Below are 26672 nucleotides of genomic sequence, written 5' to 3' on the forward strand. Positions count from 1 at the left end.
GCCAACACCATGCGGCTGACGGCGCTGGACGAGGCAGCCGAAGCGATCAACCTGAAAAAGAGCATGGGTGTCGCCGAAGCCCGCGCCATCCATCCGACGATCGAGGTGATCGAGGAAGACCTGGCCGCCGACCTGCGCTTTCTCGAAGGCATCGCCGATTGGTGCGACCGCTATACGCCGCTGGTGGCGCTCGACGGCAGGGATGGACTTTTTCTCGATATCACCGGCTGCGCTCATCTCTTCGGCGGAGAAAAGGCGCTCCTCAAGGATATCCTGTCCAGGCTCTTTCAAATGGGCATCGACGTCCGGGGCGCGATCACCTCCTCCCCGGGCCTCTCCTGGGCGGTCAGCCGTTTCGGCCAGGGAGGCGTGATCGACGCGGATGAGACGGAACGGGTCGTTGCCCCTCTACCGGTCGCAGCACTCCGTCTCTCGGACGATACGGTCGCAGCGCTCACCAAGATGGGCCTGAAATACATCGGCGACCTGATGGAAACCCCGCGTGCGCCGCTGACCCGCCGCTTCGGCGCAAGTGTGCTGCTGCGGCTTGACCAGATACTTGGAACGGATGAGGAGCCGATATCGCCACGCCTACCCGTCGCCAGCCTCTCGGCCGAGCGCCGGTTGATGGAACCGGTCGCCGCGGAAGAGGCGATTCTAGCCGTGACAGACCAGATCGCCCATGCGCTGAAACCGTCACTGGAGGCACGCGGCGTCGGCGGTCGCGTTTTCGAACTCGTCCTGTTCCGTGTCGATGGCAAGGTCTTCCGCATCGCGGCCGGCACGACAAGGCCGTTGCGTGAACCAAGGCGCATCGCCGTCCTCTTCACCGAACGCCTGCAGGCCGTCCATGACGATCTCGATGCCGGGTACGGGTTCGAGATCCTGCGCCTCAATGTCCTGCGCCACGAAGACTTCGATACGGCCCAGAGCGACTTCGAGGGACATCAGCAGAAGGATGCCTCGCTGGCAGCCTTCGTCGATCGCGTTTCCGCGCGATTGGGATCAGATTGCCTGCAGACCTTCCAGTTGCGCGAAAGCCACCTGCCGGAAAGAGCGGTGATTTCGGTTCCCGCCATCGATGGCCTCACCGCGAAGATCCCGCCAGGCAATCCCGCCCCCTCACGCGGCGAGAGGCCCGCGCGTCTTCTGGAAAGGGCGGAACCGATGGATGCCTTTGCCATCGAGGTGCCGGATGGCGCGCCGGCCAATTTTCACTGGCGCCGCATGCGCCACCGTATCGTCAAAAGCGAGGGGCCGGAACGGCTTGCCATGGAATGGTGGCTCGACGGCAAGGATACGCAGCCACGCGACTATTTCCGCGTCGAGGATGATCAGGGCCACCGTTTCTGGATATATCGCAAGGGTCTGTACGGCCAGGACGAGACGCAGAGCTGGTACATGCATGGAATGTTCGCATGACACGGGCTTTCTTCGAGATCGGCGCCAAGACCAACTTCTCCTTTCTGGAGGGTGCCTCCAAGCCTGAGGAAATGGTGCTGCAGGCTGCGCTGCTGGGACTAGACGGCATCGGCATCGCCGACCGCAACTCGGTAGCCGGCGTGGTCAGGGCGCATGCCCAGGCAACGGCGCTTCGAAAGAAATTCGAGCGAAAAGAGCAGGGACTGCTGGAGAAGGGCGAGAACGCCGAGGACGTCCTTGATCCGGTCCGTCTTCAACCCGGCGCCCGATTGGTCTTTTCGGACGAAACACCCGATATTCTGGCCTACCCTCAAAATCGAAAGGGTTGGGCACATCTCTGCCGCCTGCTGAGCGTCGGCAATCTGCGCGCGGAGAAGGGCAACTGCACCCTAGTGGAGGAGGACCTGCTGGAATGGGGCGACCAGATGATGCTGGCGATCATCCCCGATCCTTTAGTTGCCGACGATCCCCTGCGTTGCGACACATTCGAAGCCTGCGTTGGGCGTCTCCGCGCCCGTTTTCGCGACAAGCTCTACATGACGATGACATCATCCTATGACGGTCGCGACAAGCGCGTCTTTGCGGTGATTTCGATCCTCGCTTCCAGAAACCGCGTGCCCCTTATCGCCTCCAACCAGCCGCTCTATCACGACACCGCCCGCCGCCCTCTGTCGGATATCGTCACCTCTATAAGGGAACACGTGCCAATCCCGGAGGCCGGCTTTCTGCTGGCACCGAATGCCGAACGCTATCTAAAGCATGGAAGCGAGATGGCGCGGCTTTTCAGGGACTACCCAGACGCCATCGCCAACACGGAAAAATTCTACTCCAGGCTGAGCTTTTGCCTGGACGAACTGAACCACAATTATCCGGATGAGAACGACACGGGCGAAACATCTTATGAAACATTGGAGCGCCTGACATGGGCGGGAGCAGCAAGACGTTTTCCTGAAGGCATCAAGGAGAAGACCCGGGAGCAGATCGTCTACGAGCTGGACCTCGTAAAGCAGAAGCAATACGCGCCCTATTTCCTGACGGTGCACCGGATCATCATGCATGCCCGCTATAAGCTCAAGATCCTTTGCCAGGGTCGCGGCTCGGCCGCCAATTCGGTGATCTGTTACTGCCTTGAAGTCACGGAGGTTAACCCGGAAAAAAGCGTGCTGCTGTTCGACCGATTCATGTCGACGGACCGCGACGAACCACCCGATATCGACGTCGATTTCGAGCATGATCGGCGCGAGGAGGTCATCCAGCATATCTACAAGCGATACGGCAAGGAGCATGCTGGACTGACGGCGGCCGTCACCAGCTATCGCACCCGTTCCGCAGGCCGCGAGGTCGCAAAGGCATTCGGCTTGTCAGAAGATGTGCAATCGGCGATCGGCAGTCTGGTTTGGGGCTGGTCGGATGATAAGCTGTCCGAACGGGAAGCACGGGCCGCCGGCCTCGACACGGGCAACCCCGTAACCAACCACGTCCTGCAATACGCATCCGAACTCTTGAGCTTTCCCCGCCACCTCACCCAGCATGTCGGCGGTTTCGTGATCACCCGCGACCGGCTCGACGAGGTCGTGCCGATCATGAATACGGCGATGCCGGATCGCTACATGATCGAGTGGGACAAGGACGATCTCGACAATCTGAAAATCCTCAAGGTCGACGTGTTGGCGCTCGGAATGCTGACCTGCCTGCGCAAGGCCTTCGATCTTCTGCTGCTGCACTACGACGTGAAGAAGACGCTGGCCGATCTTGGCAACGACACGCATGAGGACGAAAAGCCGGTCTACGACATGATGTGCCGGGCCGATACCCTGGGCGTCTTCCAGATCGAAAGCCGCGCGCAAATGAGCATGCTGCCGCGCCTTCGGCCGCGAGTGTTCTACGACCTCGTCATCGAGGTCGCCATCGTCAGACCCGGCCCCATCCAAGGTGACATGGTCCACCCCTATTTGAAGCGACGGGAGCAGGTAAAGCGGAACATTCCAATCGAATACCCCAGTGAAGAGTTGAAGGAGGTTTTGAAACGAACACTTGGAGTACCGCTCTTTCAGGAGCAGGCCATGCAGATCGCCATCACGGCGGCGGGTTTTAAGGCTGCCGAGGCCGACCAACTGCGCCGCGCCATGGCAACCTTCAAGCGCACCGGCACCATCGGCAATTTCGAACAGCGATTCATCGATGGAATGGTATCCAAAGAGTACCCGCGGGAATTCGCCCAGCAGTGCTTCAACCAGATCAAGGGTTTCGGGGAATACGGCTTTCCGGAAAGCCACGCGGCCTCCTTCGCGCTGCTCGTCTACGCCTCCTCCTGGATGAAGGCCTACTATCCCGATATCTTCTGTGCGGCCATGCTGAACTCGCAGCCAATGGGCTTCTACGCGCCGGCGCAGCTGGTCCGCGATGCCAGGGAACACGGCGTCGAAATCCGACCGGTCGATATCAACAGTTCGGACTGGGATTGCCTGCTGGAAGACGGTCGTTTCGACAGCCGCCGGATCGATTTTCGCCATCGCGAGATGAGCGATGTCATCAAGGCCAACCACGCCGTCCGTCTCGGCTTTCGTCAGGTAAAAGGGTTATCCGAGGACACCATACGCGAGAAACTGATGACTCACCGGGGATACGGCTATACCTCCATCCACGATCTATGGCTGCGCTCGGGCCTCGACAAATCCGACATCGAGCGGCTGGCGGATGCGGATGCCTTCAACAGCATCGGCCTGTCCCGGCGCGAGGCGCTATGGGCGGTCCGTGCGCTGGACGTGAAGAGTGCGGCCGAGCGCTTGCCGCTGTTCGATCAGGCACCTCATCTCGACCTACAGGTCGAGCCGCAAGCCAGACTGCCTGAAATGCTGCCGGGCGAGCAGGTGGTCGAGGACTACCGGTATCTGTCGCTGTCGCTCAAGGCGCATCCTCTTTCCTTCCTGCGCGACGAACTGCGCGGGATAGGCGTTACCCGCAGCGTCGACCTGCTCAAGGTACCGAACGGCCGTTGGGTGACGATCGCCGGCATCGTCCTGGTGCGCCAGCGTCCGGGCTCGGCCAAGGGCGTGATCTTCATGACGCTGGAGGATGAGACCGGCGTCGCCAATGCCATCGTCTGGCCGAAGACCTTCGAGAAATACCGTGCCATCGTCATGGGCGCCCGGCTCGTCAAGATCCGCGGCAAGCTGCAGAGCCAGAGCGGGGTGATCCATACGGTCGTCGATCACATCGAGGACATGACGCACGCTCTGGGGCTCTTGCAGAAGGAGGCTAATCGCTTCGGCGTCTGCGATCGCTCCGACGAAGCACGCCGACCGACCGCCGATCCACGGCAGAAGAAGCTCAACGATACATTGGAGAAGGCGGTGATGGAAAAAAGAATGACCACGCATGACAAGCGCGGGCGTGACGAAGCCACGGCGTCGGTCATGCCGAAGGGACGTAATTTTCATTGATTTTCAATATCGAGTCCGATCGGGCATCGTCGCAAGCGGGGAGCGGTACGCTTCGATTGGATCGTAGACGAGCCGGAAGGCGGGCGAAGCGGGAGTGCCTGAATATGAATCTTTCTTGACAACGAGCGTCTTCTTTAGCAAAAAGACGATAGTCATTGTCATGTTTGGAATGAAGACGTGCTTGTCTGCAGTTGCAACTACATAACCGACACCGAAATCCGGGAGGTTATCAACAGCCTTCTCGATGAGGACTGTTGGCAGCTTATTGTCCCTGCGAAAGTCTACCACGCCATGGAAAAACGAGGCCGTTGCTGCGGCTGTTTCCCGAATGTGGTCGACATCATCATTCAGACGACCGAGGACTATCACGCCCGTCGGCACTCGACGGATGCCGAAATATTTGATTTCATGTCTCGCCTCAGAAACTTCCATGAAGAAAACAGGAGAGCGGACATTGAAAGGCGACAAAAAAGTCATCGAGCGGCTTAACGAGGCCCTCTTTTTGGAACTAGGTGCTGTCAACCAGTACTGGGTTCACTACCGGCTCCTTGAAGATTGGGGTTACACCAAGCTCGCCAAGAAGGAGCGCGCTGAATCGATCGAAGAAATGCAGCATGCCGACAAGCTCGTCGCACGCATCATCTTCCTCGAAGGCCACCCCAACCTGCAGACGCTTGCGCCGCTGCGCATCGGCCAGAACGTCAAGGAAGTCCTGGAAGCGGATCTCGCCGGCGAATACGACGCCCGCACCGCTTACAAGAAATCCCGCGATATCTGTCACGAGGCAGGCGACTACGTCTCCATGAAGCTCTTCGAAGAGCTCCTCATGGACGAAGAAGGCCACATCGACTTCCTCGAGACGCAGCTGGAACTGCTCGGCAAGATCGGCGAAGCCAAGTATGGCCAGCTGAACGCCGACTCAGCCGACCAAGCCGAGTAATCAAGCCCTGGACCCGGCCGCTCAGGCGGCCGGCATCCGATCACACAGCCGTCAATCAGGCAGCCGGCAATCCCGCGAGATGGCTGAACTCGCTGACCACCTGTTCGTAGACGCCGCGCTTGAACGACACGATCAGCTCCGGCAACTCCGCCATCGGCTTCCAGTCCCATGCGTCGAATTCAGCGGAATGCCCACCCGGCGGCGGGTTGATGGCGATCTCGCTCTCATCGCCGTCGAAGCGGAAGGCGAACCAGCGCTGCGTTTGGCCGCGAAACTTGCCCTTCAATCCGATGCCGATCAGCTGCGGCGGCAGATCATAGTTGATCCAGTCCTTCGCCTCGGCAAGCAGCGTCACCGTCTTCATCCCGGTCTCTTCATAAAGCTCGCGATAGGCTGCCGTCAGCGGGTCCTCGCCCTTGTCGATGCCGCCCTGCGGCATCTGCCACAGCTGCGGTGAGCCGTCATATTCCGAATTCTCCGCCGGGATTCGGCGGCCGGCCCAGACGAGCCCGGCGCGATTGAGGATCATCACGCCGACGCACGGGCGATAGGGCAGATCTTCGGCTTTAACGGTCGATTGGCTCATGGTTGTCTCTGCTAGGGTTTCTTCGGATCGTTGGTCAGCGCGGCGATCCCGACGATCTCGATGCCGCGCATCGCCGCTTCTTCCGTCCATTTTGAAATGGCATCGATGCTCTCGTCAAATGCCGAGGCAACACCAATCGCCTGGCCGTTGCGCTTGGCCACGCGCTCGAGTTCATCCAGCTTGTTGGTGATCGCGTTGAAATCCACCTGCCCGTCGAGCTGCACGTCCGCAAAGGCGTATGGCGTCTCCGTGCCCTTGGCGATCGCGGCGGTCTTCGACTGCGCCGAGGTGCCGTCATCGAGAAACAACAGCCCGCGCTTGCCGATATCGCGCATGACGGGCTCCAGTGCATTCGCGTCTGAGAGAAAACGTCCGCCCTGGTAGTTCAGCACACCGGTATAGTTGGTGATCTCGCCCATCGCTCGGTGAAGGCTCTCGATGTTCTTTGCGACGCTTTTCGACGTAAGCAGCGTATCCGGACCGGGATCGTTCGCCGGGTAATCAAAAGGTTCGAGCGGCACCTGGATCAAGATTTCGTGGCCGGATCGACGCGCCTCCTGCATCCAGCGCTGCAGGCTGTTTCCGCTGGCGGCGAATGCAAGCGTCACCTCCTCGGGCAACTGCTGGATCGCCCGCTGCGTGCCCGTTTGGCTGAGGCCAAGACCGCTTACGACGATCGCGATCCGCGTTCCATGCGCGCCCGACCATGGCCGTGCATATTGATCCATCGGCCGGCGGCCATCGGGGCCAACGATCGGCAGCCGCCCGAACGACGACGCCTCGAGCAAGGCATCATTCGGCAGTGCAGCCATTCTGGGATCCTGCCCCACCTGCATGGCGTCGATCAGGACGGGGCCGTTTCCGTCGCGGGTCTTCGGGCTGTATTTGGTGACCACCGAGCCATCGCCCGTCGTCATCCTCTCGACATTGGCGCCGGAATTCGGCTCGCTGCGCGGCATGCCATTGGGAGGCGCGGCATCAGGCGTGGTGGGCTGTTGGGCGGTATCGGTGGGAACGGCGGAGGCCTGCTCCTTAGCGGGCGGCGTCTCGCGCTTCAGGCCATCGCCGCGAAAGGCGGTATAGACCGAAAAGCCGCCGATCAGCACGAGGCAAAGCCCGGCAACCACCCGCCCCGTGCGCAAGACGCCAGGGCGCTTTCCGCCCGGCTTGCGGTTCTGTCCAAGGGGCGCGTGCAGATCGGTATTCATTCTTCGGCTGCTTCCATCATCAGGACAGCAAAAAGGCGTCAGGCCGGATCCTCATCCGGCCTGACGCCTCATCTGATCGTTACTTGGCGCTGACGGCCTTTTCAGGGTTCGGCGGGAAAGACGGGTCCGTCTTCTTGCCGCGCAGAAGGTCGAGCGCGTAGTTGAGCTGCACGTCATCCTTGGGATCCGGCGGCACGTAGGCGACGGAGCCCGAGCCCTCATCCGTCTCGCTCTGGCCCTTGATGTGACCGCGCAGGGCGGATTCGCCCTCGGTCACCATCTTGCCCTTCAGATCATCCGGCAGCGGCTCTTCGACCTTGATGTCAGGCGTGATGCCGGTGCCCTGGATCGAGCGGCCCGACGGCGTGTAGTAGAGCGCCGTCGTCAGGCGAAGTGCGCCGTTCTCACCGAGCGGGATGATGGTCTGAACCGATCCCTTGCCGAAGGAGCGCGTGCCGAGAACCGTGGCGCGACGCAGATCCTGCAGGGCGCCGGCGACGATTTCCGATGCCGAAGCCGAGCCACCGTTGATCAGAACGATCACAGGCTTGCCATCCGTCAGATCGCCCGGGCCGGCATTGAAGCGGCGGGTTTCATCCGGATTGCGGCCGCGCGTGGAAACCACCTCGCCGCGCTGCAGAAGCGCATCCGACACCTGGATTGCCTGGTCGAGCAGACCGCCCGGGTTGAGGCGCAGGTCGAGCACATAGCCCTTGAGCTTGTCGGCCGGAACGGTGTTCTTGATCTTCTCGATCGCCTTTTCCATGTCCGGATAGGTCTTCTCGGTGAACGAGATGATGCGGAGATACCCGACATCATCCTCGACACGCGACTTGACTGCCTGCACGGCCACGACATCGCGAACGATCGTCAGTTCGATCGGCTTGTCGGCGCCCTTGCGGATCAGTGTCAGCTTGATCGGGGTGTTGATGGCACCGCGCATCTTCTCGACAGCGTCTTCGAGCTTCAGACCACGGACGGACTGTCCGTCGATCTCGGAGATATAGTCGCCGGCGAGAACACCTGCCTTGGCCGCCGGCGTATCGTCGATCGGCGTGATGACCTTGACCAGCTCGTCTTCCATCGTGACTTCGATGCCGAGACCGCCGAACTCGCCCTTGGTCTGGGTCTGCATGTCCGCCGCGTCCTTGGCGTTCATGTAGCTCGAATGCGGATCAAGCGACGACAGCATGCCGTTGATGGCATTTTCGATCAGCTTGTCCTCGGCCGGCGGCGTCACATACTGGGCGCGAACGCGCTCGAATACGTCACCGAAAACGGACAGTTCCTTGTAGGTGGACGCCCCCGCCGCTTCCGCGGGCACACCGGCGGAATAGATGACGCTCATGGCCGTCGCACCCATCAATGCGCCAACCAGAACAAGAGAAGCCCTACGAATCATTGCGTGCCTTTCCGGTGTCTTTGGCGGTCCACCATGGTCGGGAATCGACCGGCTTTCCGTCTTTTCGAAATTCAATGTAAAGCGTTGGTCGGTTTGTTTCCAGCGCCAATGCAGTCGCACTAGCCACTCTTTTCGCACCCATCACCGCAAGCGGTTCGCCGGCGAAAACAAACTTGCCCTGCCGCGCGTTCATGGTCTCCATTCCGGAGAGAACCAGGTGATATCCGTCGCCGGCATCGAGAATGATCATCTGCCCGTAGCTGCGAAACGCGCCGGCATAAACGATCAGACCATCCGCCGGTGCGGTGACCACCGTTTCCGGGTTGGTCGCCAGCGTCATACCCATCGCCTCATGGCCTGTTCCATCGGCATCGCCGAACTGGCGCAGGATATCACCGGCAACGGGCAACTCCAGCTTGGCCTTCAATTCTCCGAACGGATATGCGGGCGCAATGCGGTTTTTATCGGGCACCCCGCTGTCGGCCAAAGCCTTGGCCTGCGCGCGCTGTTCATCCGTCAGCAGCCTGCGATTTTCCTCCGCCTGACGCGCCGCGGCCGTCGCCTGGCGAACGGACGAAATCTCGCTTTCCATCGATGCCACGAGGCTCTCCAGGCTCGTGGCCTTGCCCGCGAGTTCCTCGGAGCGCTGGCGCTCGGCATTGAGCTCGGCAGTATTGCTGCGGCTCAATTTCTCGTTCTCGGCGAGAAGCAAATCCATGCGCCGCTCTTCCTCGAGGCTGTTGGTCATCGTCGTCGTCAAGCCGGTCTTCTCGGCGGCACTTGCGGCCTGCAGAGAGGCCAGGTTGCCGAGATCGGCGGCGAGTTTATCCGTTTCCTTGCGGATGCCGGGAACAACGGCACCGAGCAGGATGGCGCTGCGCACCGAGGCAAGCGCGTCATCAGGCGTCACCAGAAGCGCCGGCGGCGGGTTGCGGCCCATCCGCTGCAGTGCCGCAAGGACCTCGGCTAGTAGCCCCCGTCGCTCGTGCAGCGAGTGGCGAACCGCATCTTCCTTCACGCCGAGATCGGCAAGCTTCTTCTCGCTCTCCAGTATCTGCTTCTCCAGCGACTTGCGCCGCGCGGCGGAATCGATCAGCGCCTGGCGAACACTGCTGGTGCTCTTGTCCAGATCCTCGATGCTCTTCTGCAGTTCCGCGACCTTGCCCGAAGAGAGATTGATGGTCTTCGACAACGCATCCAGTTCGCTGCGCGTCTGGTCACGCTTCTTTTCCAGTTCGACGGCCGGATCAGGTGCCGCGGCCGCAACGGGCGCGCTCGGCGGCGGCGAGTCCGGCTGTGCAGCGGCCGGCTGCTCCTGCGCCAGAGCGGAAACCCACCCGGACACGCCGAGAACCGACGCGGCGAGACCAGCCACGGCAACCGACAAGATCACATAGTTTCGCTTGGATGCAGGTGTCGGCATGCCGATCGGTAAATCCTCTTAAACCGCGCGAAGATTAAGCTGATTTGACCATCTTTGCCAGAAAGATTGAGGCCTGCCGCCCGATCGCGCAAGACACACCTGCGTGAATGATCGTGAGCACTCAGACGCGATGATAGGGATGGCCGGAGAGGATCGTCACGGCGCGATAAAGCTGCTCGGCGATCAGCGTGCGAACGAGTTGATGCGGCCAAGTCATCTTGCCGAGACAAAGCGTAGCGTCGGCCCGATCGTAGAGCGCCGGATCAAGTCCATCGGCGCCACCGATCGCGATCGTCATCTCGCGCTTTCCCTGATCGCGGTAATTGCCGAGGAGAGTGGCGAAGCCTTCGCTGTCGAGCGCCTTGCCGCGCTCGTCGAGGAGAATAAGAATACTGCCGTCCGCCAGCGACTTCTGAAGCATGCCTGCTTCCTCGCGCTTGCGCGTATCGGCATTGGACGCGCGACTTTCAGCGACTTCGACAACGCGGGAGAATTCGAGGCCGATGGCGGGACCGGCCTTCGCAAAGCGGTCGAAATAACGCGCCGCAAGATCCTTCTCCGGGCCGGATTTGAGCCGCCCCACGGCAAAAAGACCAACGCGCATGTGTCCGCTCCTGCTATCAGGCTTTTCGCGGCTCAAAGGTGCCGCAGGCCGGGGCTAAAGCACCGCCGGCCCAATCAGAGCCATCTATCAGGCGCTGGACGCAGCGTCCAGACAGCCTGCCAGCTGGAGTATCAGTGCAGCGTCTCGTCCAGATCGGGAGCCTGCCACATCTTTTCGATGTTGTAGAACTCGCGAATTTCGGGACGGAAGACATGCACGATGACATCGCCGGTATCGATCAGGATCCAATCGCCGGCATCCTGGCCTTCGACCCGGGCGGAGCCGAAGCCCTCATCCTTGAGGTCGCTGAGCAGGTGGTCGGCAATCGCCATGACATGGCGGCTCGAGCGGCCCGAGACAACAACCATGAAGTCGCCGAGCGCCGATTTTCCGGCAATGTCGATGGAAACGATATCCTCAGCTTTGGAGTCCTCTAGGCTGACGAGGACGGTGTGCAGGGCGCGGGCAGCGGCATCAACGCCACGTTCCGGGCTCTTCGGGACAACGACTTTCGTGCTTCCCTTTGCGTGTACTGTTGTCAGTGCTTTCCCTTTCTCGGAATGACAAAGCATGCACATCACTGATTTGGCGAACCAAATCATGGTTAAGATAGGCACCGAACCATAAATGTTTCAAGACGCCCGCGATCACAAAGCATGAATGCCGGATTTGGCGCGGCAGCAACGGATGGCTCAGCCTCAAGTGCATCCTGCGGGGCTGTGTACAGTTGCTGTCGCCCTCAGTAAAGTGATGCTTCGTCCCAGTGCGAAGATTGCAAATGAAAAACCCTTTAGAAAACACGCTTGTCCCGGTCCTTCGCATCAGCTTCCCGCATGAGGATCGCCTTGGGCACGGCAAGATGGAATTGCTGGAGCACATCAGGGAGACTGGCTCGATTTCCGCCGGCGGCCGCGCGATGGACATGTCCTACCGGCGTGCCTGGCTGCTGGTCAGCGAAATGAACCGGATGTTCAAGCATCCGGTCGTGGAATCGCAACGCGGCGGCCAAAAGGGTGGCGGCGCGGCGCTGACTGAATTCGGCGAGGAACTGCTGGCGCGCTTTCGGCAGATGGAGCAAACGATCCGGGTGACCTTGGCCGACGACCTCGCCTGGCTGGAGAGCAACCGCCTGATCGATGGCACCGAGCCGGCTGTCTAAGGCTCCAGCGCAACCGTCTTGATGATTGCGAACACCGGCATGCCCTCGCGCAACGCCATGCGCTCCGCCGAGAAACTGGTGATCCGCGACAGGATCGCGTCACCGCCGCAATCGACCGTCACGTCTACGGTCGCATCGTCGGACGGTGTCACTGCCAGGATGGTACCTTCAAGCACGTTGAGCGCGCTGAGGCCATTCGGCCGTTCGGTGGCGAGCATCACATCGCGAGAGGGAATACGGACACGCACCGCCTTGCCCGGAGCAAGGCTGGCATCGGGCACATGCAACCGCACGGTCGCCATCGCAACGGTGGCCAGGCGATGCCGTTCGTCCACGGCCTCGACCCGCCCCTGCAACAAGGCGCCCGCCTCGCGCCGATCGAGCGACGCAGCGGGCAGGCTGAGCACCTCGGTTGCCGCGCCAACGACCTTAACCCGGCCGTCCTGCATGACGACGACCTGGTCGGCAAGCCGCGCTACCTCCGCCACCGAATGGCTGACATAGACGATCGGAATATCCATCTCGTCGCGCAAACGCTGGAGGAACGGCATGACCTCGGCCTTGCGCGCTTCATCGAGAGCGGCAAGCGGCTCGTCCATGAGAAGCAAACGCGGCGACGACAGGAGCGCACGGCCGATCGCCACCCGCTGCTTTTCACCGCCTGACAGATGCTCAGGACTGCGACCGAGCAGCCTCTCGATATCGAGCAGGCCGACGATCCGCTCAAAGCTCTCCCGTGGCGCCCCCTTCGGCGCGAACCAGCGACCGTAGGTCAGGTTCTGGCGCACGGTCAGATGCGGGAAGAGCCGTGCTTCCTGAAACACATAGCCGAACCGCCGCCGATGCTTGGCGACGAAAATCCGTTTGGCGGTATCCGTCAGTATCTCGCCATCGAGGCTGATCCGCCCCTCGTCGGGCCGCGTCAGCCCGGCGATCATCCGGATCATCGAGGTCTTTCCCGAGCCCGAACGGCCGAACAGCGCGGTAATCCCGCGCTCCGACGTGAACCCCGCCTCGAGCGAGAACGCGTCAAACCGATGCTTTGCCTGGACAACGAGCGTCATTGCGGATCGATCCTCCGCCCGATGAGACGTGACAGGAATTCGGATGCTAGCAACGCGGCCATGGAGATCACCACGGCCACCAGGGTCAGCCGCAGCGCGCCCGCATCCCCGCCCGGAACTTGCGTGAAGGAATAGATCGCGGCTGACAGCGTCTGCGTCTCGCCGGGAATATTGGAAACGAAGGTGATCGTCGCGCCGAACTCGCCCATGGCCTTGGCGAAGGCCAGGATCATGCCGGCGATGATGCCGGGTAGGGTGAGGGGGAGCGTCACCGTCAGGAAAACCCAGAACGGGCTGGCGCCGAGCGTGCCGGCAGCTTCCTCAAGCTTGCGGTCGATCGCCTCGATGGAAAGCCTGATGCTGCGCACCATCAGCGGAAAGGCCATCACTGCGCAGGCCAGTGCTGCCCCCGTCCACCGGAAGGAGAAGACGATGCCGAAATGCTGATCGAGAAAGGCGCCGATCACCCCTCGCCGGCCAAACAGCACGAGAAGGATGAAACCGGTAACGACGGGCGGCAGGATGAGCGGCAAGTGCACGATGCCGTTGAGAACGGATTTGCCCCAGAAGCGCCCCCGCGCCAGAAGCAGCGCGACACCGATGCCGAAGGGCAGGCTTGCCAGCATCGCTACGATCGACACCCGCAGGCTGAGCATGATCGCCGTCCATTCGTCACTGCTCAGACCAAGTGCTTCCAAATGCGATGCTCCTGAAAAAACGAAGGCCCACCGTGGCGGGCCTTCAGACTAGGCAGCTGCGTATAAAACCGCAATTATTTCAGGATGGTGAAGCCCTGTTCGGTAAAGAAGGGCGCGGCCTTCTCCGACTTCAGGAAGTCAAGATAGGCGGCCGTATCGGCATTCTTGCTCTCGGACAGGATCGCGATCGGGTAGGTGATCGGCGGGTGCGAGTCAGCGGGGAAGGTGCCGGCAACGGCAACGCCCGGATCAGCGTTCACGTCGGTCTGGTAGACGATGCCGAACGGCGCTTCGCCGCGCGAGACCAGCGCCAGAGCCGCGCGTACGCTTTCAGCGCCCGCGACCTTGCCTTCGACCGACGACCAGACGCCGAGCTTTTCAAGCGCCGCCTTGCCGTACTTGCCTGCCGGTACCGACTTGACTTCGCCCATCGCGAGCTTCCCGTCGCCGAGCAGGCCGGCGAGATCGAAGCCCTGCTTGATGTCGACAGGCTTGACCTTGTCCTTGGCGGCGACGAGCACGATGCTGTTGCCGAGCAGGTTGGAGCGGGTGTCCGCCTTGATCAGGTTCTTCTTGGCGAGATAATCCATCCAGTCGAGGTCGGCCGAGATGAACACATCCGCCGGCGCACCGCCTTCGATCTGCTTCGCAAGCGCGGAGCTCGCCGCATAGGAGACAACGGCTTCCTTGCCGCTTTCCTTCGCCCATTCCGCATTGGCCGCATCGAGCGCATTCTTCATGCTGGCGGCTGCGAATACCGTAACCTTTTCAGCGGCGAAGGCCGTGCCGGCGGTCGCACCAAGCCAGATCGCGGAGACCGCGACGGCTGCGAATTTCACCCATTGACGACGATTTTGCATGTTGTCTCCCCAACACTTCGAGATATTTGGAGAGATATAACGGAACTCGGCCATTGGCCAGCGGTATATTCTTCGAAACGCAACGCTTTCCTCGCGTTTTCGACATACCCTTTTGACATAAGGCAGTCGTCTACTGATGGAGATAGCTTAGTCAGTGAAAGCGGGGCGATGGAGCTTGAACGACAGTAAAATAAAGCCGTAGCGCAAGCATTGCCGATAAAATGAGCATCAAGCAGGGTGCGACATTAAAACACATGCCAAAAACGCATTGCTGCGATGCACCAATTTCGCTTCCATTCTGAATAGTTTCAAGTACAACTAACTCATCGAACAGCGATCTCCTCCTCCCAAAGCTGTTCGATAACGGATCGGCAACACTCCTCCTCCCAGTTGCCGGTCGAGTTTTAAGCCCGACGGATCCTCCCCCGTCGGGCTTTTCATTTTCCAGCGTATTATTGAGAGAAATGAGCTAAGCGCCGTTTTGCGCGCGGATCGCCGTCGAGCTCAGTCTCGATCTCGGGCCATGGATGAATGTCCAGGCCGGCGCCGGCTTTTTCCAGAGCGCTCTCGAGTCGTCCTCATCGACACGTGCGAAATCGAATGTCTTCGCCATCTTCGACGACAGGAATGACAGCGTCGCACCCGGCCGGTCGATGACCGCGATCGGGAACATGCGGGCGATATCTTGCCACCGCTGCCACCGATGAAACGTCTTCAGACTATCGGCGCCCATGATCCAGATGAAATGCACATGGGGATTGCTGATTTTGATCCGCGCCAGCGTTTCCGCGGTAAAAGTCGTGCCGAACTTCTTTTCGAACGCGGTGACCTTGATCGCCGGATGCTTGGCAAGCTTTTCGCTGAGCCGCACACGCTCCGCCAGAGGCAGGAGCTGGCTCGGATCCTTCAAGGGATTGCCGGGAGTGACCATCCACCACAGCTGATCGAGACCAAGCCGCTTGATGGCGATCTCCGCCACAAGGGCGTGGCCCTGGTGCGGCGGATTGAAGGAACCGCCGAACAGACCGACCACCATGCCCCGCTCGGCATGCGGCACGCGAAGATAGCGTCGGTCCAATTCGTCGTTGATCACATCAGGTCCGGACTTGGCCGGTGCCATGCACGCGGTATTTGAACGAGGTCAGCTGCTCGACGCCAACGGGGCCTCGTGCATGCATCTTGCCGGTCGCGATGCCGATCTCCGCACCCATGCCGAATTCGCCACCATCGGCAAACTGCGTCGATGCATTGTGCAGCAGGATGGCGGAATCGACCTCGGTGAAGAAGCGTTCGACCACGGTTGGGTCTTCGGCGATCACGGCTTCGGTGTGGTTCGACGAATAGGTCTGGATATGCTTGATCGCACCATCGATGCCATCGACGACAGCGACCGAGACGATCGCGTCGAGATATTCCGTGGACCAGTCTTCCTCGGTTGCCGCCTTCGTTCCCGGCGCCGCCTTGACGACGCTCGAGGAGCCGCGAACTTCGCAGCCGGCACCTGAAAGAACATCGAGCAGCGGCACGAGATGCGTGTCGCTGACAGCGCTGTCGACCAGAATGGTCTCGACCGCGCCGCAAATCCCCGTCCGGCGCATCTTCGCGTTGACGACGATCTCCTTGGCCATGTCGAGATCGGCCGATGCGTCGACATAGATATGGCAGAGCCCTTCCAGATGCGCGAAGACGGGCACCCGGGCTTCGTTCTGCACGCGCGCGACAAGGCTTTTGCCGCCGCGCGGAATGATCACGTCGATCGCGCCATCCAATCCGCGCAACATGGCACCGACGGCCGCGCGATCCGTGGTCGGAACGAGCTGGATAGCATGCTCCGGGAGCCCGGCCGCCTTCAGGCCGCGCACCATGCACTCATAGATAGCCTGCGATGAACCGCGCGAATCCGAGCCGCAGCGCAGGATGACGGCATTGCCCGCCTTGACGCAGAGCGCGCCGGCATCCGCCGTCACATTCGGTCGGCTTTCGAAGATGACGCCGATCACGCCGAGCGGCGTACGCACGCGCTCGATCTTCAGGCCGTTGGGACGATCCCAAGCGCTGACCACCTCACCAACGGGGTCCTTGAGGGCGGCAATCGCGCGAATGCCATCGGCCATCTCCGCGACGCGCTTGTCGGTGAGTGTCAGCCGGTCGATGAAGGATGGCAACATGTCCGAGCCCGCCGCATCCTCGAGATCCCTCGCGTTTTCAGCGAGGATACGATCCTTGTCCGCCAGGATCGCATCGGCCATGGCATTCAGGGCGGCATTCTTGGCGTCGGTCGAGGCGAAGGCCAACGGTCGCGCAGCAGCCTTGGCCTTGCGGCCGATGTCATTCATCAGCGCGTCAATGTCAGGGCTTTGCACGACTGTATCAAGCATGGGCGGCGTCCTTCTTCTGCCTTTCCGATTTCGAATTGATTTGCGAGGTCATGACCATGTCGTCGCGATGGATCATCGCCGCGCGCCCGGCATAGCCGAGAATGGCCTCGATCTCGCTCGATTTGCGGCCGGTGATCTGGCGCGCTTCCTCGGCATCATAGCCGGCCAACCCGCGCGCGATTTCCCGGCCATTCGGGCCGATGATCGCCACCGTATCGCCACGGCTGAACAGGCCGACAACCTTGCGCACACCGGCGGGCAACAGGCTCTTACCACCGCCCAGCGCCGTCACCGCGCCGTCATCGACATGAAGCTCGCCAGCCGGCTGCAGCTGACCGGCGATCCAGGTCTTGCGTGCAGTCACGGGCGTACCCGAAGGCGCGAACCACGACGACCGCGCGCCACTCTCAATCGCAGACAGCGGGCTGTCAGTCTTGCCGGATGCGATGATCATCGCGCAGCCCGAGGTCGTCGCGATCTTGCCGGCATCGATCTTGGTGCGCATGCCGCCACGCGACAGCTCGGACGCAGCACCACCAGCCATCGCCTCGATTTCAGGCGTGATCTCGGCGATCGTCTCCAGGAACTGCGCGTCCGGATCGAGATGCGGAGGAGCGGTGTAGAGGCCATCGATATCCGACAGCAGGATCAAGAGATCCGCACCCGCCATCGTCGCGACGCGCGCGGCGAGGCGATCATTGTCGCCATAGCGGATTTCGCTGGTGGCAACCGTGTCGTTCTCGTTGATGATGGGAACAGCGCCGATTTTCAGGAGCTGATTGATCGTGGCGCGCGCATTGAGATAGCGGCGGCGCTCTTCCGTGTCGCCAAGCGTCAGCAGGATCTGGCCGGCGACGATGCTGTCGCGCGACAGGCTCTCCGACCAATCGCGCGCAAGCGCGATCTGGCCGACCGCCGCTGCCGCCTGGCTTTCCTCGAGCTTCAAGGCGCCCGAGGGCAGATCGAGAACCGAGCGCCCAAGCGCGATGGCGCCCGAGGACACCACGAGCACATCGACGCCCTTGTTTTTCAACTTCGCGATATCGGCGCACATCGCGTCCAGCCAGCTCTTCTTGAGGCCAGTCTTGCGGTCGACGAGCAGCGCGGAGCCGATCTTGATAACGATGCGCCGGTAGCTACCCAGCGCCTTCTGCCTAGTCATTGGCCTCGTCCTCGTCGGCGATCACATCGCGATGACGCACCTTCAAAGCTTTGGCCGGCTTCTCGGCAATGTTGGCCTCTGCATTGGCCTCGACGATGATATCGCGAAGCGCACGCAACACCTCGGTCATGCCCATGCCCGTTGCCGCCGAGATCTGGTAGGGCGTGCTGCCGCAGGCCTTGGCCAGTTCCTTGGTCTTCTTCGTCAGTGTCGCCTTGTCGAGAACGTCGATCTGCGACAGCGCCACGATCTCCGGCTTGTCGCCGATCTCGTCGCTATAGGCCCGGAGCTCGTGCTTGACCGTCTTGTAGGCCTTGCCGACATTCTCTTCCTGCGCGGAAACGAGATGCAGCAGAACGCGTGTCCGCTCGACATGGCCGAGGAACCGGTCGCCGATGCCGACGCCTTCATGCGCGCCTTCGATCAGGCCGGGAATGTCGGCGAGAATGAATTCGCGCTCATCGATCGTCGCAACGCCAAGATTGGGGTGCAGCGTCGTGAACGGATAATTGGCGATCTTCGGGCGCGCACGGGTAACCGCTGCGAGAAACGTCGACTTGCCGGCATTCGGCAGGCCGACCAGACCGGCGTCTGCGATCAGCTTCAGGCGCAGCCAGATCGTCTTTTCCTCGCCCTCAAGGCCAGGATTGGCCCAATCCGGCGCCTGATTGACCGAGGTCTTGAAGTGCGCGTTGCCGAAACCGCCATTGCCGCCCCGGGCGAGGCAGTAGCGCTGCCCCTCTTCCGTCAGGTCGCAGATAAGCGTTTCCTGGTCTTCCTCGAAGATCTGTGTGCCGACGGGCACCTTCAGCGTCACGTGCTCGCCATTGGCGCCGGTACGGTTGCGGCCCATGCCGTGCGTGCCGATCGTCGCCTTGAAGTGCTGCTGGAAACGAAAATCGATCAGCGTGTTGAGACCATTGACGGTCTCCACCCACACATCACCACCGCGTCCGCCGTCACCGCCGTCAGGCCCGCCGAACTCGATGAACTTCTCGCGCCGGAACGACACGGCACCCGCGCCGCCGCTGCCGGATTTGATATAGACCTTTGCTTCGTCGAGAAATTTCATTTTACTTCCATCATTCGGTGTCATTGGACGCCCGTCTTGGCCTGATCGATATAGGCCGTTCAGCCGGAGGTCAAAGATTATCGTTAGGTTTGCGAGCTATAACATACAGTACGGCTTCGGTCTCGACGGCACGTACGATCTGAAACGAATCGCCGACAGTCTTGCCGGCGCCGACATCATCGCGCTCCAGGAAGTCACCCGCGGCTTCGCGCGAAACCGATATGCCGACATGGTGGCCGACCTTAGCGCTCTGTTTCCCGACCATTTCTGGGTCTATGGACCTGGCTGCGACCTCCATGTCGCGGAGATCGACGGCAAACCTGCGCCGCGTGGTATGCGTATGCAGTTCGGCAACATGGTGCTGTCGCGCTGGCCGATCCTGTCGACCCGCACGCTGCTTCTGCCGCGCAGCCGGACGCTCACCAAGCTCAACCTGCAACGCGGCGCCACCGAGGCCGTCATCGACCTTCCCGGCGGCGCGGTGCGCGTCTATTCCGTCCATCTCGATCACGTCTCCAGCGACGAGCGCATCCGCCAACTCGCTCACCTCAATGAGCGCATCAACGCCTTCACCCATGAAGGCGGATCGCTGACCGGCGCCCGCGAATTCGAGATCGAGGAGCTTCCGCTGCCCGAAGACTATCTCGTCATGGGCGACTTCAACATGCTGCCGGAATCGCCCGAATACTGCGCTTTCGCGGGCCGAAAGGACGGATATTACGGACGCACGGCGCGCATCGGCACACCTGTCGACGCCTTCGAGGCGCTCCGCGCCTATCAGCCCGACAGCTACAGCTGGATGGATCCCGCAAATCATGGCAAGCGCATGCATCTCGATTACGTCTTCGTCAGTTCAGGCCTTGAAAGCCGGCTAAGATCCGCACGGATCGATACCTCGACAATGGGGTCGGATCACTTCCCCGTCTGGGTCGAGATCGACAATTGAAGAAGGCGCCCCGACGAGTGTGGGGCGCCTCCAATTTTCATCAGGCGCTCTTGCTTTCCTGCAACGCGCCGGGCTTCAGCATCGTTTCGACATGCGTGACCATCGTGTTGCGGGCGAAGCTGAAGACCTCGCTGCAACCGGTCATGCGGAAGCCGAGCTTTTCCTGCAGCCTGAGCGATGCCGGATTGTCGGCGAAGACACCGGAATGCAAGACAGTCTCGGGCATGCGCCGCGAGAAGCGCTCGAGCGTGGCGGAAACCGCCTCGCTCATATAGCCGCGCCGCCAGTAGTAGCGGTTCAGCCAGTAGCCGAGATGCCAGCGGCCATGGCGAAGCTCGATCGACACCACGCCGATATGCGCGTCATCGCCATTGGTGATCGCCATCTGCCAGTCCGGCAACCGGCCCGCCGTCACCGGAACCAGCCAGTCGAGCGCATCCTGCCGGTCATAGGGTGCAGGCACCCGTGCCAGCATCCGCGTTACCGCGAAGTCGGACAGCGATTCCGTGATTGCATCGGCGTCACTCAGCCGGTGCGCCCGCAGCAAAAGCCGCTCGGTTGCGATATCGGGCTGCGGACCGGCGTTGACGAGTTGAGGTCTTGGCCTTTCCAGGCTGAGCGCGCTCATAATACGCTCCCCCAGCTTCTCAGCGACATCCAGGTCTTGCGGTCGAGCCTGTACCATTCGACCGGCACGTTGCTTCCAAGCGCCAGCGAGGCGGCAAGCCCCGATCCCTGGAACTGAAAACCGCACTTCTGGATGACGCGGCGCGAAGCGATGTTCATCACCCGGCAACGGGCGTCGATCTGGTCGACATCCTCACGGGTGCGAAACACCATATCGACAAGCGCATGGCAGGCCTCGGTCATGAAACCTTGGTTCCAGTAAGGCTCGCCCAGCCAGTAACCGATCTCGACGGTGCGACCATCAAGATGCGGTTCGACCCCGCAGCAACCGATAAAGGCGCCGTTTTCGGCTTTGGTGATCGCATAGACGCACTTGCCAATCTCGCCATTTTTCGTGCGTCGCACGAAGTCGGCGGCATCATTGGCCGTATACGGGTGCGGCATGCGCGACACCATTGTGGCGACTTTGGCGTTGTTGGCGAGATGGGCAAGGGCGTCGATGTCTTCTTCGTGGGGCGCGCGCATGACGAGCCTTTCCGACAGTAAGACAGGGCAATCGGTCCTTAACCGCTCCGGCCGCAGCCTCTCCAAGGAAGACCGCTGGTCTTCCCGGGGAGACCTTTGGTCTCTCCGTAACAATTCGCCTTGCATGGTTCAGTCCTCCTTGAGGGTAAAGAAAAAGGGGAGATGGGTGGTGCCCCATCTCCCCTTTTGTCTTGACTGAACCTTGTACGCTCAGCCGGGTCGATGAGACACCGGCTGCTATAAAGCGCTACCGGCTTATTCCGCTGCTTCCGCTTTCGGCATCACGGATACGTATACGCGGCCGTTGGCCTTCGTACGGTAGTTCACATTGCCGGCAGTGAGAGCAAAGATCGTGTGATCCTTGCCGAGGCCGACGTTGGAACCCGGGTGCCACTGCGTACCGCGCTGACGCACGATAATGTTGCCTGCGATGACGGCTTCGCCGCCGAACTTCTTCACGCCAAGGCGCTTGGATTCAGAATCGCGACCGTTGCGCGACGAACCGCCAGCTTTTTTGTGTGCCATTGGAGTTCTCCTTTAAACCTTAAGTCCCGTGATCTTACTTAGCAGCCACGATGTCCGTGATACGGACAACGGTATGGTGCTGGCGATGGCCGCGCGAGCGCTTCGAGTTCTGACGACGGCGCTTCTTGAAGGCGATGACCTTCTTGCCGCGGTTGTGCTCGACGACTTCGGCCTTGACGGACGCGCCCTTGACGAAGGGAGCACCGATCGCGGCATCGGCGCCTTCGCCAATTACGAGGACTTCGGTGAATTCGATAGATTCGCCAGCGGTGACTTCAAGCTTCTCGATGGTCAGCACGTCGTTTGCTGCCACACGGTACTGCTTACCGCCGGTCTTGATGACTGCGAACATTTTTTATCCTTTCATGTTCGTTCCGGCTCGACCCGCATCAAACAGGTGGCCGTCTTTTTATCAGTCGATGTTAAGCAGGGATTTCAGGGCTTTTGCCCAGGAATTCTGGCTGCCGGTGATGCCCCACGCGGGCGCGGGACGGACAAGGCGCGGACTTATCCACACCTATTGGGTTGCGCAGATACGCGAGCCTAAAAAAACTGTCAAGGTAAAAGGATGACAAAAGGATGAAATGGCTTGAGATTACGACTTGCCAGCCTGCCAAACTCTCGCTATGAGACAGCCCGCGCCGAACAAGCGCCGACCAACGAAGCGGAGAGGTGGCTGAGTGGTCGAAAGCACCGCACTCGAAATGCGGCATACGGGCAACCGTATCGTGGGTTCGAATCCCACCCTCTCCGCCATATTTCCTTTGTCCGACCCGGACACATAGGTAACAATCCGTACCTGAGACATAGATGACAACCTCGCGCCGAACGGGTTGTCGATTGTTTGCAATGCTCTCTGTTCGAGGCCGATATTTCCGAGATCAAATCAGAGGAAGCTGGCAAGCCACAGGCGACGTCATCGACCCCGCGTGCTTCATCGGCACATCAAGGTCGTCGTCAAACTCGCAGCCTACGCTGTGCGGCGTTTGTCACCGAGCAACGAGCTGAATGCCCAGCGGCGCAGCGCCGCCGATGATATCAAGCAAGCGGTCGATATTGGGATGGGCGCCGGGGCGGGTTTTGGCGTCGGCGGTGTGCTCGGCGAAGAGGTCGAGGGCGTAGGTTGCGGCTTGCTTGTCGAGCATGCCGAAACATTGCTGCAGATATTGGTAGACCGCGAGCGATCCCTGTTTGCCCGGCTGGTTTTCGATCGTCGCGACAATCACGCCGGCTGGGTCGGTAAGGTCTATGCGAGCAAGGCCTTCGACTGAGGGCAGCAGTTGCAGATTGTCCTTAAACGAAGCCGTGGGCTGGATCATCGCGTGTTCCTTTTCGCGTGGCGGGTTGGCCTTGCGTCTAGCAGCTTCGGTTCCATGTCACCATGCCGCAAAACAAGGTCTATGCCTCGCCCGCTTACCGCTTCAGCGCGCGGCCGCTACGGCTCTGCGAAATCGCGCGCGACTGCGAGCGCTGCACGAGGGCCTGCTGCACCTCGGCCTGGAAAACCATGACCTGATGGCGAACTTCCGCCTCTGGCAGGCCGAGCGATTCGAGTTCGCTCGCCAGGCGCCGGCATTCCGTCTTCCAGTATTGAACGGCATCGGCACCATGCAGGCGTTCAAGTTCGGCGGCGCTGCGATCGATGTCGCCGGCGCGCGAGGCCACAGGAAAAAGGACGATTTCACTTGTGGTCATGGCCTTCAAACTCTTGCTTGTGTTTACCGACATCGATTCGTTCCGTTGTGTTCGACACCATTCCTACCGAAGCATGGTTAACGCTTTCCTCCACCATCCGACGCGTTGTGCCGGGATGACCGCGACCGCCGACGGTTGCGCGAAGCCGGGGGCTTTTGATCCGCCTTAAACACGGCTACACATCTTATATGTGTCAGGTGGATGGGGGATCGATTTGGTACGGAAGATGATCGCGGGGCCGGTGGCGACGGCCATCGTTCTGTTTGCGCGCGCCATAACGGCCGTGCGCGCCATTTGGACAAGCGACGGCCCGACAACGGACACATGCATCTATTTCGCCAATCATTCGAGCCATGGCGATTTCATCCTGGTCTGGGCCGTTCTGCCGCCCCGCTTGCGGCGGTCAACGCGCCCTGTGGCCGGCGCCGAATACTGGCTGAAATCCGCGATCACCCGCTTTATAGGCAGCGATGTCTTCGACGCCGTGCTGATAGAGCGCGAGCGCGACAAGCGGACCAGCGACCCAATCGAGGTCATGGCCAATGCGCTGGATGCCGGCTCGTCGCTCATTCTCTTTCCCGAGGGAACCCGCAATCTGACGGACGCATCGCTGCTGCCTTTCAAGAGCGGGCTTTTCCATCTCGCCTCAGCACGTCCGGATATCCGCCTCGTCCCCGTCTGGATCAACAATCTCAACCGCGTCATGCCGAAGGGCGAGATCGTCCCGATCCCCTTGATCTGCACCGTCACCTTCGGAGAGCCGATGCAACTGCATCCGGCCGAGGACAAGCAGGCCTTTCTCGATCGGGCACGGACGGCCCTTTTCGATCTCTCTCCAAAACAGCCAGGCGGTAGCGAATGAACACGGCGAATTCCGACCTTCTCACGCTCGTGCTGGGCATCCTCGCGGTGCTCGTCGTCGCATCCGCGATAGGCTATGTGCTGCAGCGCCGCCTCTCGCCCGATGGCGCCAATGCCTCGATCGAGAACCTCAACGCGCGCATCAAGGCGTGGTGGGTGATGGCGATCCTGATCGGCATTGCCTTCATGATCGGCCGGGTCGGCATCCTTGTTCTGTTCGGCTTCTGCTCCTTTGCGGCGCTGCGCGAGTTCATCACGCTGACGCACACCAAGCGCGCCGATCACTGGGCGCTGGCGACCGCCTTCTTCGTCGTGCTGCCGCTGCAATATTTCCTGCTCTGGACGAAGCAATACGGCATCTTCGCGATCTTCATTCCCGTCTATGCCTTCCTGCTGATGCCGATCATCTCGGTGCTGCGCGGCGATACCGAGCGCTTTCTCGATCGGATCGCCGAGGTGCAATGGGCGCTGATGATCTGCGTCTTCTGCGCCTCCCACGTGCCGGCGCTGCTGACGCTTGATATTCCAGGCTATGAGGGCCGCAATGTGCTGCTCATCGCCTTCCTCGTCATCATCGTGCAGCTGAGCGATGTGCTCCAATATGTCTGGGGCAAGCTTTTCGGCCGCACAAAGATCGCGCCGAAGCTGTCGCCCTCCAAGACCGTCGAGGGCTTTGTTGGCGGCGTTGCCAGCGCCACGCTGATCGGCGCCGGTCTCTGGTGGATCACGCCGTTCACGCCCTTCCAGGCCGGGCTGCTGGCGTTCGTCATCACCATGATGGGCTTCTTCGGCGGATTGGTGATGTCGGCGATCAAGCGCGACCGCGGCGTCAAGGATTGGGGCAACCTGATCGAGGGCCATGGCGGCCTGATCGACCGGCTCGATTCCGTCGTCTTTTCCGCACCGATCTTCTTCCATCTCGTCCGCTACTGGTGGTCGGCCACATGACGACTAGGCTGCGGCGCATCGCGGGCAACAGCATCACCCATGTGGCATTCGCCTTTTGCGCCATGGGCGGCTGGGCGATGTTTGCCAACCGCGGCTATCCACCCGGCCGCTTCCTCCTTGCCGGTCTCGTCCAGGGCGCATTGTCAGCCTGCCTGACGCTGTTTCTCAAGACCGCGGTCGAGCAGCTGTCACGGCGGATGAATGGAACGCCAGCTCTCTGGGCGCCGCCGCTAATCGCCTGCCTGGCATCCAGCGCCATTCTCGCGACCATCCACGCGCTGAGCGGCACGCCCGAAATTCTGAAAACGATCGCGCTGCCATTGGCAGTCTCGACCAGCTATGCGGCGATCTACAATTATTCACTGTACCGGAAGGGGAGCGGGCATGACCGACACAGGTGACCGCAGGCCGCTGGCGAGCCGCGACACACACTGGGCGCGCTCGATTGCGCAATGGCTGGCGTCGAAATCAGTCACGCCCAACCAGATCTCGCAGGCGAGCATGATCGCGGCAGCACTCGCCGGCGGCGCGTTCTTTCTGTCGGGATATCGGACCGGCTGGGCGCAGGCTCCCTTTTTTGTCGCCGCCGCGCTGTTTTGCCAGTTGCGGCTGCTCTGCAATCTCTTCGATGGCATGGTCGCGGTCGAAGGCGGGAAGGGGGCGGCCGATGGGCCGTTCTGGAACGAGTTCCCGGACCGGGTTTCCGACATCCTGATCCTCGTCGGGGCAGGGGCGGGCATCGGGGCGCCGGGGCTCGGCTGGGCGGCGGCCGCGTTTGCGGTGCTCACCGCCTATGTTCGCGAGCTTGGCCGCGCCACCGGCCAACCAAGCGATTTCTCCGGCCCCATGGCCAAGCAGCACCGCATGGCAACGATATCTGGCGCCGCCATCCTGTCGGTGTTTCAGCCGCTCTGGGACGGCACCAGCGAAGTATTGCTTGCCGCGCTATGGCTGATCGCGATCGGCGCCGCATTCACCGCTTTTCGTCGCGGTCGCCGGCTTGTGGCGGGCTTGAAGAGTGGCAGTAACCGGTCCTGATCATCGCCCCACACCATTTCGCCGGGCGTACCGAAATTCGCGAAACTGCGCTTGCGGAAAGTTAGCGCAGCAATAAAACAGCCGCG

28 protein-coding genes, 1 tRNA gene and 1 pseudogene are annotated in these 26672 nt (G+C 61.2%); 11 read left to right on the plus strand and 19 right to left on the minus strand.

Annotated elements, in window-relative coordinates; all coding sequences use genetic code 11:
* The first annotated feature begins 9 nt into the window (after positions 1-9).
* The 4 genes and pseudogenes from D460_RS0123510 to bfr all read left to right on the plus strand — a co-directional run bounded on the left by D460_RS0123510 (position 10) and on the right by bfr (position 5805).
* The gene (locus D460_RS0123510; RefSeq protein WP_026283454.1) at positions 10-1422 is read left to right on the plus strand and encodes a DNA polymerase Y family protein; all 1413 of its coding nucleotides are present in this window, start codon (positions 10-12) and stop codon (positions 1420-1422) included.
* Positions 1419-4865, plus strand: a complete 3447-nt coding sequence (locus D460_RS0123515; protein ID WP_018901050.1) for an error-prone DNA polymerase — start codon at positions 1419-1421, stop codon at positions 4863-4865. Before D460_RS0123510 ends, D460_RS0123515 begins: the two co-directional genes overlap by 4 nt.
* Positions 4866-4959: 94 nt before the next feature.
* Positions 4960-5354 (plus strand): annotated as a pseudogene (locus D460_RS36860) ((2Fe-2S)-binding protein).
* A complete protein-coding gene (bfr, locus tag D460_RS0123525) occupies positions 5320-5805 on the plus strand; it encodes a bacterioferritin (protein ID WP_018901052.1) in 486 nt (161 codons plus the stop codon). The pseudogene D460_RS36860 and the gene bfr overlap by 35 nt, the downstream one beginning before the upstream one ends.
* Before the next feature lie 55 nt (positions 5806-5860).
* Here the strand turns inward: bfr and D460_RS0123530 are convergent, their stop codons facing one another.
* The 6 genes from D460_RS0123530 to rsfS form a co-directional block, all read right to left on the minus strand.
* Positions 5861-6391, minus strand: a complete 531-nt coding sequence (locus D460_RS0123530) for an RNA pyrophosphohydrolase (RefSeq protein WP_018901053.1) — start codon at positions 6389-6391, stop codon at positions 5861-5863.
* An 11-nt stretch (positions 6392-6402) separates the two neighbouring features.
* Positions 6403-7599, minus strand: coding sequence for a divergent polysaccharide deacetylase family protein (locus D460_RS0123535; protein WP_018901054.1), 1197 nt, complete (start codon positions 7597-7599; stop codon positions 6403-6405).
* 79 nt (positions 7600-7678) lie between these two features.
* On the minus strand, positions 7679-9001 hold the full coding sequence (locus D460_RS0123540; protein ID WP_026283455.1) for a S41 family peptidase: 1323 nt from the start codon (positions 8999-9001) through the stop codon (positions 7679-7681).
* A complete protein-coding gene (locus D460_RS0123545; RefSeq protein ID WP_018901056.1) occupies positions 8991-10424 on the minus strand; it encodes a murein hydrolase activator EnvC in 1434 nt (477 codons plus the stop codon). Before D460_RS0123545 ends, D460_RS0123540 begins: the two co-directional genes overlap by 11 nt.
* A gap of 121 nt (positions 10425-10545) precedes the next feature.
* The gene (gene rlmH, locus D460_RS0123550) at positions 10546-11028 is read right to left on the minus strand and encodes a 23S rRNA (pseudouridine(1915)-N(3))-methyltransferase RlmH (RefSeq protein WP_018901057.1); all 483 of its coding nucleotides are present in this window, start codon (positions 11026-11028) and stop codon (positions 10546-10548) included.
* Between the two features lie 131 nt (positions 11029-11159).
* Positions 11160-11600, minus strand: coding sequence for a ribosome silencing factor (rsfS, locus tag D460_RS0123555; RefSeq protein WP_037112036.1), 441 nt, complete (start codon positions 11598-11600; stop codon positions 11160-11162).
* 206 nt (positions 11601-11806) lie between these two features.
* On the opposite strand from rsfS, the gene D460_RS0123560 reads away from it, so the two are divergent.
* On the plus strand, positions 11807-12187 hold the full coding sequence (locus tag D460_RS0123560) for a winged helix-turn-helix domain-containing protein (RefSeq protein WP_018901059.1): 381 nt from the start codon (positions 11807-11809) through the stop codon (positions 12185-12187).
* On the opposite strand, the gene modC is transcribed toward D460_RS0123560, so the two are convergent.
* The 7 genes from modC to obgE all read right to left on the minus strand — a co-directional run bounded on the left by modC (position 12184) and on the right by obgE (position 19421).
* Positions 12184-13251 (minus strand): molybdenum ABC transporter ATP-binding protein, encoded by a 1068-nt coding sequence (gene modC, locus D460_RS0123565; RefSeq protein WP_018901060.1) that lies wholly within the window; start codon positions 13249-13251, stop codon positions 12184-12186. The genes D460_RS0123560 and modC overlap by 4 nt on opposite strands.
* On the minus strand, positions 13248-13949 hold the full coding sequence (gene modB, locus D460_RS0123570; protein ID WP_018901061.1) for a molybdate ABC transporter permease subunit: 702 nt from the start codon (positions 13947-13949) through the stop codon (positions 13248-13250). The genes modC and modB overlap by 4 nt, the downstream gene beginning before the upstream one ends.
* Before the next feature lie 74 nt (positions 13950-14023).
* Positions 14024-14809 carry a molybdate ABC transporter substrate-binding protein gene (gene modA, locus D460_RS0123575; RefSeq protein ID WP_018901062.1) on the minus strand — a complete coding sequence of 262 codons (786 nt, stop codon included), beginning with the start codon at positions 14807-14809 and terminating at the stop codon, positions 14024-14026.
* Between the two features lie 469 nt (positions 14810-15278).
* The gene (locus tag D460_RS0123580) at positions 15279-15929 is read right to left on the minus strand and encodes a nicotinate-nucleotide adenylyltransferase (protein WP_018901063.1); all 651 of its coding nucleotides are present in this window, start codon (positions 15927-15929) and stop codon (positions 15279-15281) included.
* On the minus strand, positions 15904-17187 hold the full coding sequence (locus D460_RS0123585) for a glutamate-5-semialdehyde dehydrogenase (RefSeq protein ID WP_018901064.1): 1284 nt from the start codon (positions 17185-17187) through the stop codon (positions 15904-15906). The genes D460_RS0123580 and D460_RS0123585 overlap by 26 nt, the downstream gene beginning before the upstream one ends.
* Positions 17180-18349 (minus strand): glutamate 5-kinase, encoded by a 1170-nt coding sequence (gene proB / locus D460_RS0123590; protein WP_018901065.1) that lies wholly within the window; start codon positions 18347-18349, stop codon positions 17180-17182. The genes D460_RS0123585 and proB overlap by 8 nt, the downstream gene beginning before the upstream one ends.
* Positions 18342-19421: a GTPase ObgE gene (gene obgE, locus D460_RS0123595; protein ID WP_018901066.1), complete on the minus strand. Its 1080-nt coding sequence runs from the start codon at positions 19419-19421 to the stop codon at positions 18342-18344. The genes proB and obgE overlap by 8 nt, the downstream gene beginning before the upstream one ends.
* A gap of 79 nt (positions 19422-19500) precedes the next feature.
* Between obgE and D460_RS0123605 the strand changes: the two genes are divergently transcribed.
* Entirely contained in the window at positions 19501-20367 is an 867-nt protein-coding gene (locus tag D460_RS0123605) for an endonuclease/exonuclease/phosphatase family protein (protein ID WP_037112015.1), read from the plus strand.
* A gap of 40 nt (positions 20368-20407) precedes the next feature.
* Here the strand turns inward: D460_RS0123605 and D460_RS0123610 are convergent, their stop codons facing one another.
* The 4 genes from D460_RS0123610 to rplU form a co-directional block, all read right to left on the minus strand.
* Complete coding sequence (locus D460_RS0123610; RefSeq protein WP_018901069.1) at positions 20408-20995, minus strand: GNAT family N-acetyltransferase; 588 nt, start codon at positions 20993-20995, stop codon at positions 20408-20410.
* Positions 20992-21645 (minus strand): GNAT family protein, encoded by a 654-nt coding sequence (locus D460_RS0123615; protein WP_026283459.1) that lies wholly within the window; start codon positions 21643-21645, stop codon positions 20992-20994. The genes D460_RS0123610 and D460_RS0123615 overlap by 4 nt, the downstream gene beginning before the upstream one ends.
* 129 nt (positions 21646-21774) lie before the next feature.
* Entirely contained in the window at positions 21775-22044 is a 270-nt protein-coding gene (gene rpmA, locus D460_RS0123620) for a 50S ribosomal protein L27 (protein ID WP_004127267.1), read from the minus strand.
* Between the two features lie 34 nt (positions 22045-22078).
* Positions 22079-22396 (minus strand): 50S ribosomal protein L21, encoded by a 318-nt coding sequence (rplU, locus tag D460_RS0123625; protein ID WP_018901071.1) that lies wholly within the window; start codon positions 22394-22396, stop codon positions 22079-22081.
* Between the two features lie 314 nt (positions 22397-22710).
* Between rplU and D460_RS0123630 the strand changes: the two genes are divergently transcribed.
* Positions 22711-22800 (plus strand) — tRNA-Ser (locus tag D460_RS0123630).
* Positions 22801-23033: 233 nt separating this feature from the next.
* Here D460_RS0123630 and D460_RS0123635 read toward each other — a convergent pair.
* Together D460_RS0123635 and D460_RS0123640 are read right to left on the minus strand one after the other, a co-directional pair.
* Positions 23034-23363, minus strand: coding sequence for a DUF2322 family protein (locus tag D460_RS0123635; RefSeq protein ID WP_018901072.1), 330 nt, complete (start codon positions 23361-23363; stop codon positions 23034-23036).
* A 94-nt stretch (positions 23364-23457) separates the two neighbouring features.
* Positions 23458-23739, minus strand: coding sequence for a DUF6074 family protein (locus D460_RS0123640; protein ID WP_245206371.1), 282 nt, complete (start codon positions 23737-23739; stop codon positions 23458-23460).
* 226 nt (positions 23740-23965) lie between these two features.
* On the opposite strand from D460_RS0123640, the gene D460_RS0123645 reads away from it, so the two are divergent.
* The 4 genes from D460_RS0123645 to D460_RS0123660 are packed head-to-tail and all read left to right on the plus strand — an operon-like array spanning position 23966 to position 26586.
* Positions 23966-24601 carry a lysophospholipid acyltransferase family protein gene (locus D460_RS0123645; protein ID WP_018901074.1) on the plus strand — a complete coding sequence of 212 codons (636 nt, stop codon included), beginning with the start codon at positions 23966-23968 and terminating at the stop codon, positions 24599-24601.
* Entirely contained in the window at positions 24598-25548 is a 951-nt protein-coding gene (locus D460_RS0123650; protein ID WP_018901075.1) for a phosphatidate cytidylyltransferase, read from the plus strand. Before D460_RS0123645 ends, D460_RS0123650 begins: the two co-directional genes overlap by 4 nt.
* Positions 25545-25949, plus strand: coding sequence for a hypothetical protein (locus D460_RS0123655; RefSeq protein WP_037112018.1), 405 nt, complete (start codon positions 25545-25547; stop codon positions 25947-25949). The genes D460_RS0123650 and D460_RS0123655 overlap by 4 nt, the downstream gene beginning before the upstream one ends.
* On the plus strand, positions 25933-26586 hold the full coding sequence (locus D460_RS0123660; RefSeq protein WP_018901077.1) for a CDP-alcohol phosphatidyltransferase family protein: 654 nt from the start codon (positions 25933-25935) through the stop codon (positions 26584-26586). The genes D460_RS0123655 and D460_RS0123660 overlap by 17 nt, the downstream gene beginning before the upstream one ends.
* Positions 26587-26672 lie beyond the last annotated feature (86 nt).

Source organism: Rhizobium sp. 2MFCol3.1 (genome assembly GCF_000377565.1).
Taxonomy (GTDB): domain Bacteria; phylum Pseudomonadota; class Alphaproteobacteria; order Rhizobiales; family Rhizobiaceae; genus Rhizobium.

Bases quoted from the DNA above. Each gene is read 5' to 3' on its own strand.
- D460_RS0123510 (WP_026283454.1), top strand. From the start codon at position 10: ATGCGGCTGACGGCGCTGGACGAGGCAGCCGAAGCGATCAACCTGAAA.
- D460_RS0123515 (WP_018901050.1), top strand. From the start codon at position 1,419: ATGACACGGGCTTTCTTCGAGATCGGCGCCAAGACCAACTTCTCCTTT.
- D460_RS0123530 (WP_018901053.1), bottom strand. From the start codon at position 6,391: ATGAGCCAATCGACCGTTAAAGCCGAAGATCTGCCCTATCGCCCGTGC.
- D460_RS0123535 (WP_018901054.1), bottom strand. From the start codon at position 7,599: ATGAATACCGATCTGCACGCGCCCCTTGGACAGAACCGCAAGCCGGGC.
- D460_RS0123540 (WP_026283455.1), bottom strand. From the start codon at position 9,001: ATGATTCGTAGGGCTTCTCTTGTTCTGGTTGGCGCATTGATGGGTGCG.
- D460_RS0123545 (WP_018901056.1), bottom strand. From the start codon at position 10,424: ATGCCGACACCTGCATCCAAGCGAAACTATGTGATCTTGTCGGTTGCC.
- rlmH (WP_018901057.1), bottom strand. From the start codon at position 11,028: ATGCGCGTTGGTCTTTTTGCCGTGGGGCGGCTCAAATCCGGCCCGGAG.
- rsfS (WP_037112036.1), bottom strand. From the start codon at position 11,600: ATGCTTTGTCATTCCGAGAAAGGGAAAGCACTGACAACAGTACACGCA.
- D460_RS0123560 (WP_018901059.1), top strand. From the start codon at position 11,807: ATGAAAAACCCTTTAGAAAACACGCTTGTCCCGGTCCTTCGCATCAGC.
- modC (WP_018901060.1), bottom strand. From the start codon at position 13,251: ATGACGCTCGTTGTCCAGGCAAAGCATCGGTTTGACGCGTTCTCGCTC.
- modA (WP_018901062.1), bottom strand. From the start codon at position 14,809: ATGCAAAATCGTCGTCAATGGGTGAAATTCGCAGCCGTCGCGGTCTCC.
- D460_RS0123580 (WP_018901063.1), bottom strand. From the start codon at position 15,929: ATGGCACCGGCCAAGTCCGGACCTGATGTGATCAACGACGAATTGGAC.
- D460_RS0123585 (WP_018901064.1), bottom strand. From the start codon at position 17,187: ATGCTTGATACAGTCGTGCAAAGCCCTGACATTGACGCGCTGATGAAT.
- proB (WP_018901065.1), bottom strand. From the start codon at position 18,349: ATGACTAGGCAGAAGGCGCTGGGTAGCTACCGGCGCATCGTTATCAAG.
- obgE (WP_018901066.1), bottom strand. From the start codon at position 19,421: ATGAAATTTCTCGACGAAGCAAAGGTCTATATCAAATCCGGCAGCGGC.
- D460_RS0123610 (WP_018901069.1), bottom strand. From the start codon at position 20,995: ATGAGCGCGCTCAGCCTGGAAAGGCCAAGACCTCAACTCGTCAACGCC.
- D460_RS0123615 (WP_026283459.1), bottom strand. From the start codon at position 21,645: ATGCAAGGCGAATTGTTACGGAGAGACCAAAGGTCTCCCCGGGAAGAC.
- rpmA (WP_004127267.1), bottom strand. From the start codon at position 22,044: ATGGCACACAAAAAAGCTGGCGGTTCGTCGCGCAACGGTCGCGATTCT.
- rplU (WP_018901071.1), bottom strand. From the start codon at position 22,396: ATGTTCGCAGTCATCAAGACCGGCGGTAAGCAGTACCGTGTGGCAGCA.
- D460_RS0123635 (WP_018901072.1), bottom strand. From the start codon at position 23,363: ATGATCCAGCCCACGGCTTCGTTTAAGGACAATCTGCAACTGCTGCCC.
- D460_RS0123640 (WP_245206371.1), bottom strand. From the start codon at position 23,739: ATGACCACAAGTGAAATCGTCCTTTTTCCTGTGGCCTCGCGCGCCGGC.
- D460_RS0123645 (WP_018901074.1), top strand. From the start codon at position 23,966: ATGATCGCGGGGCCGGTGGCGACGGCCATCGTTCTGTTTGCGCGCGCC.
- D460_RS0123650 (WP_018901075.1), top strand. From the start codon at position 24,598: ATGAACACGGCGAATTCCGACCTTCTCACGCTCGTGCTGGGCATCCTC.
- D460_RS0123655 (WP_037112018.1), top strand. From the start codon at position 25,545: ATGACGACTAGGCTGCGGCGCATCGCGGGCAACAGCATCACCCATGTG.
- D460_RS0123660 (WP_018901077.1), top strand. From the start codon at position 25,933: ATGACCGACACAGGTGACCGCAGGCCGCTGGCGAGCCGCGACACACAC.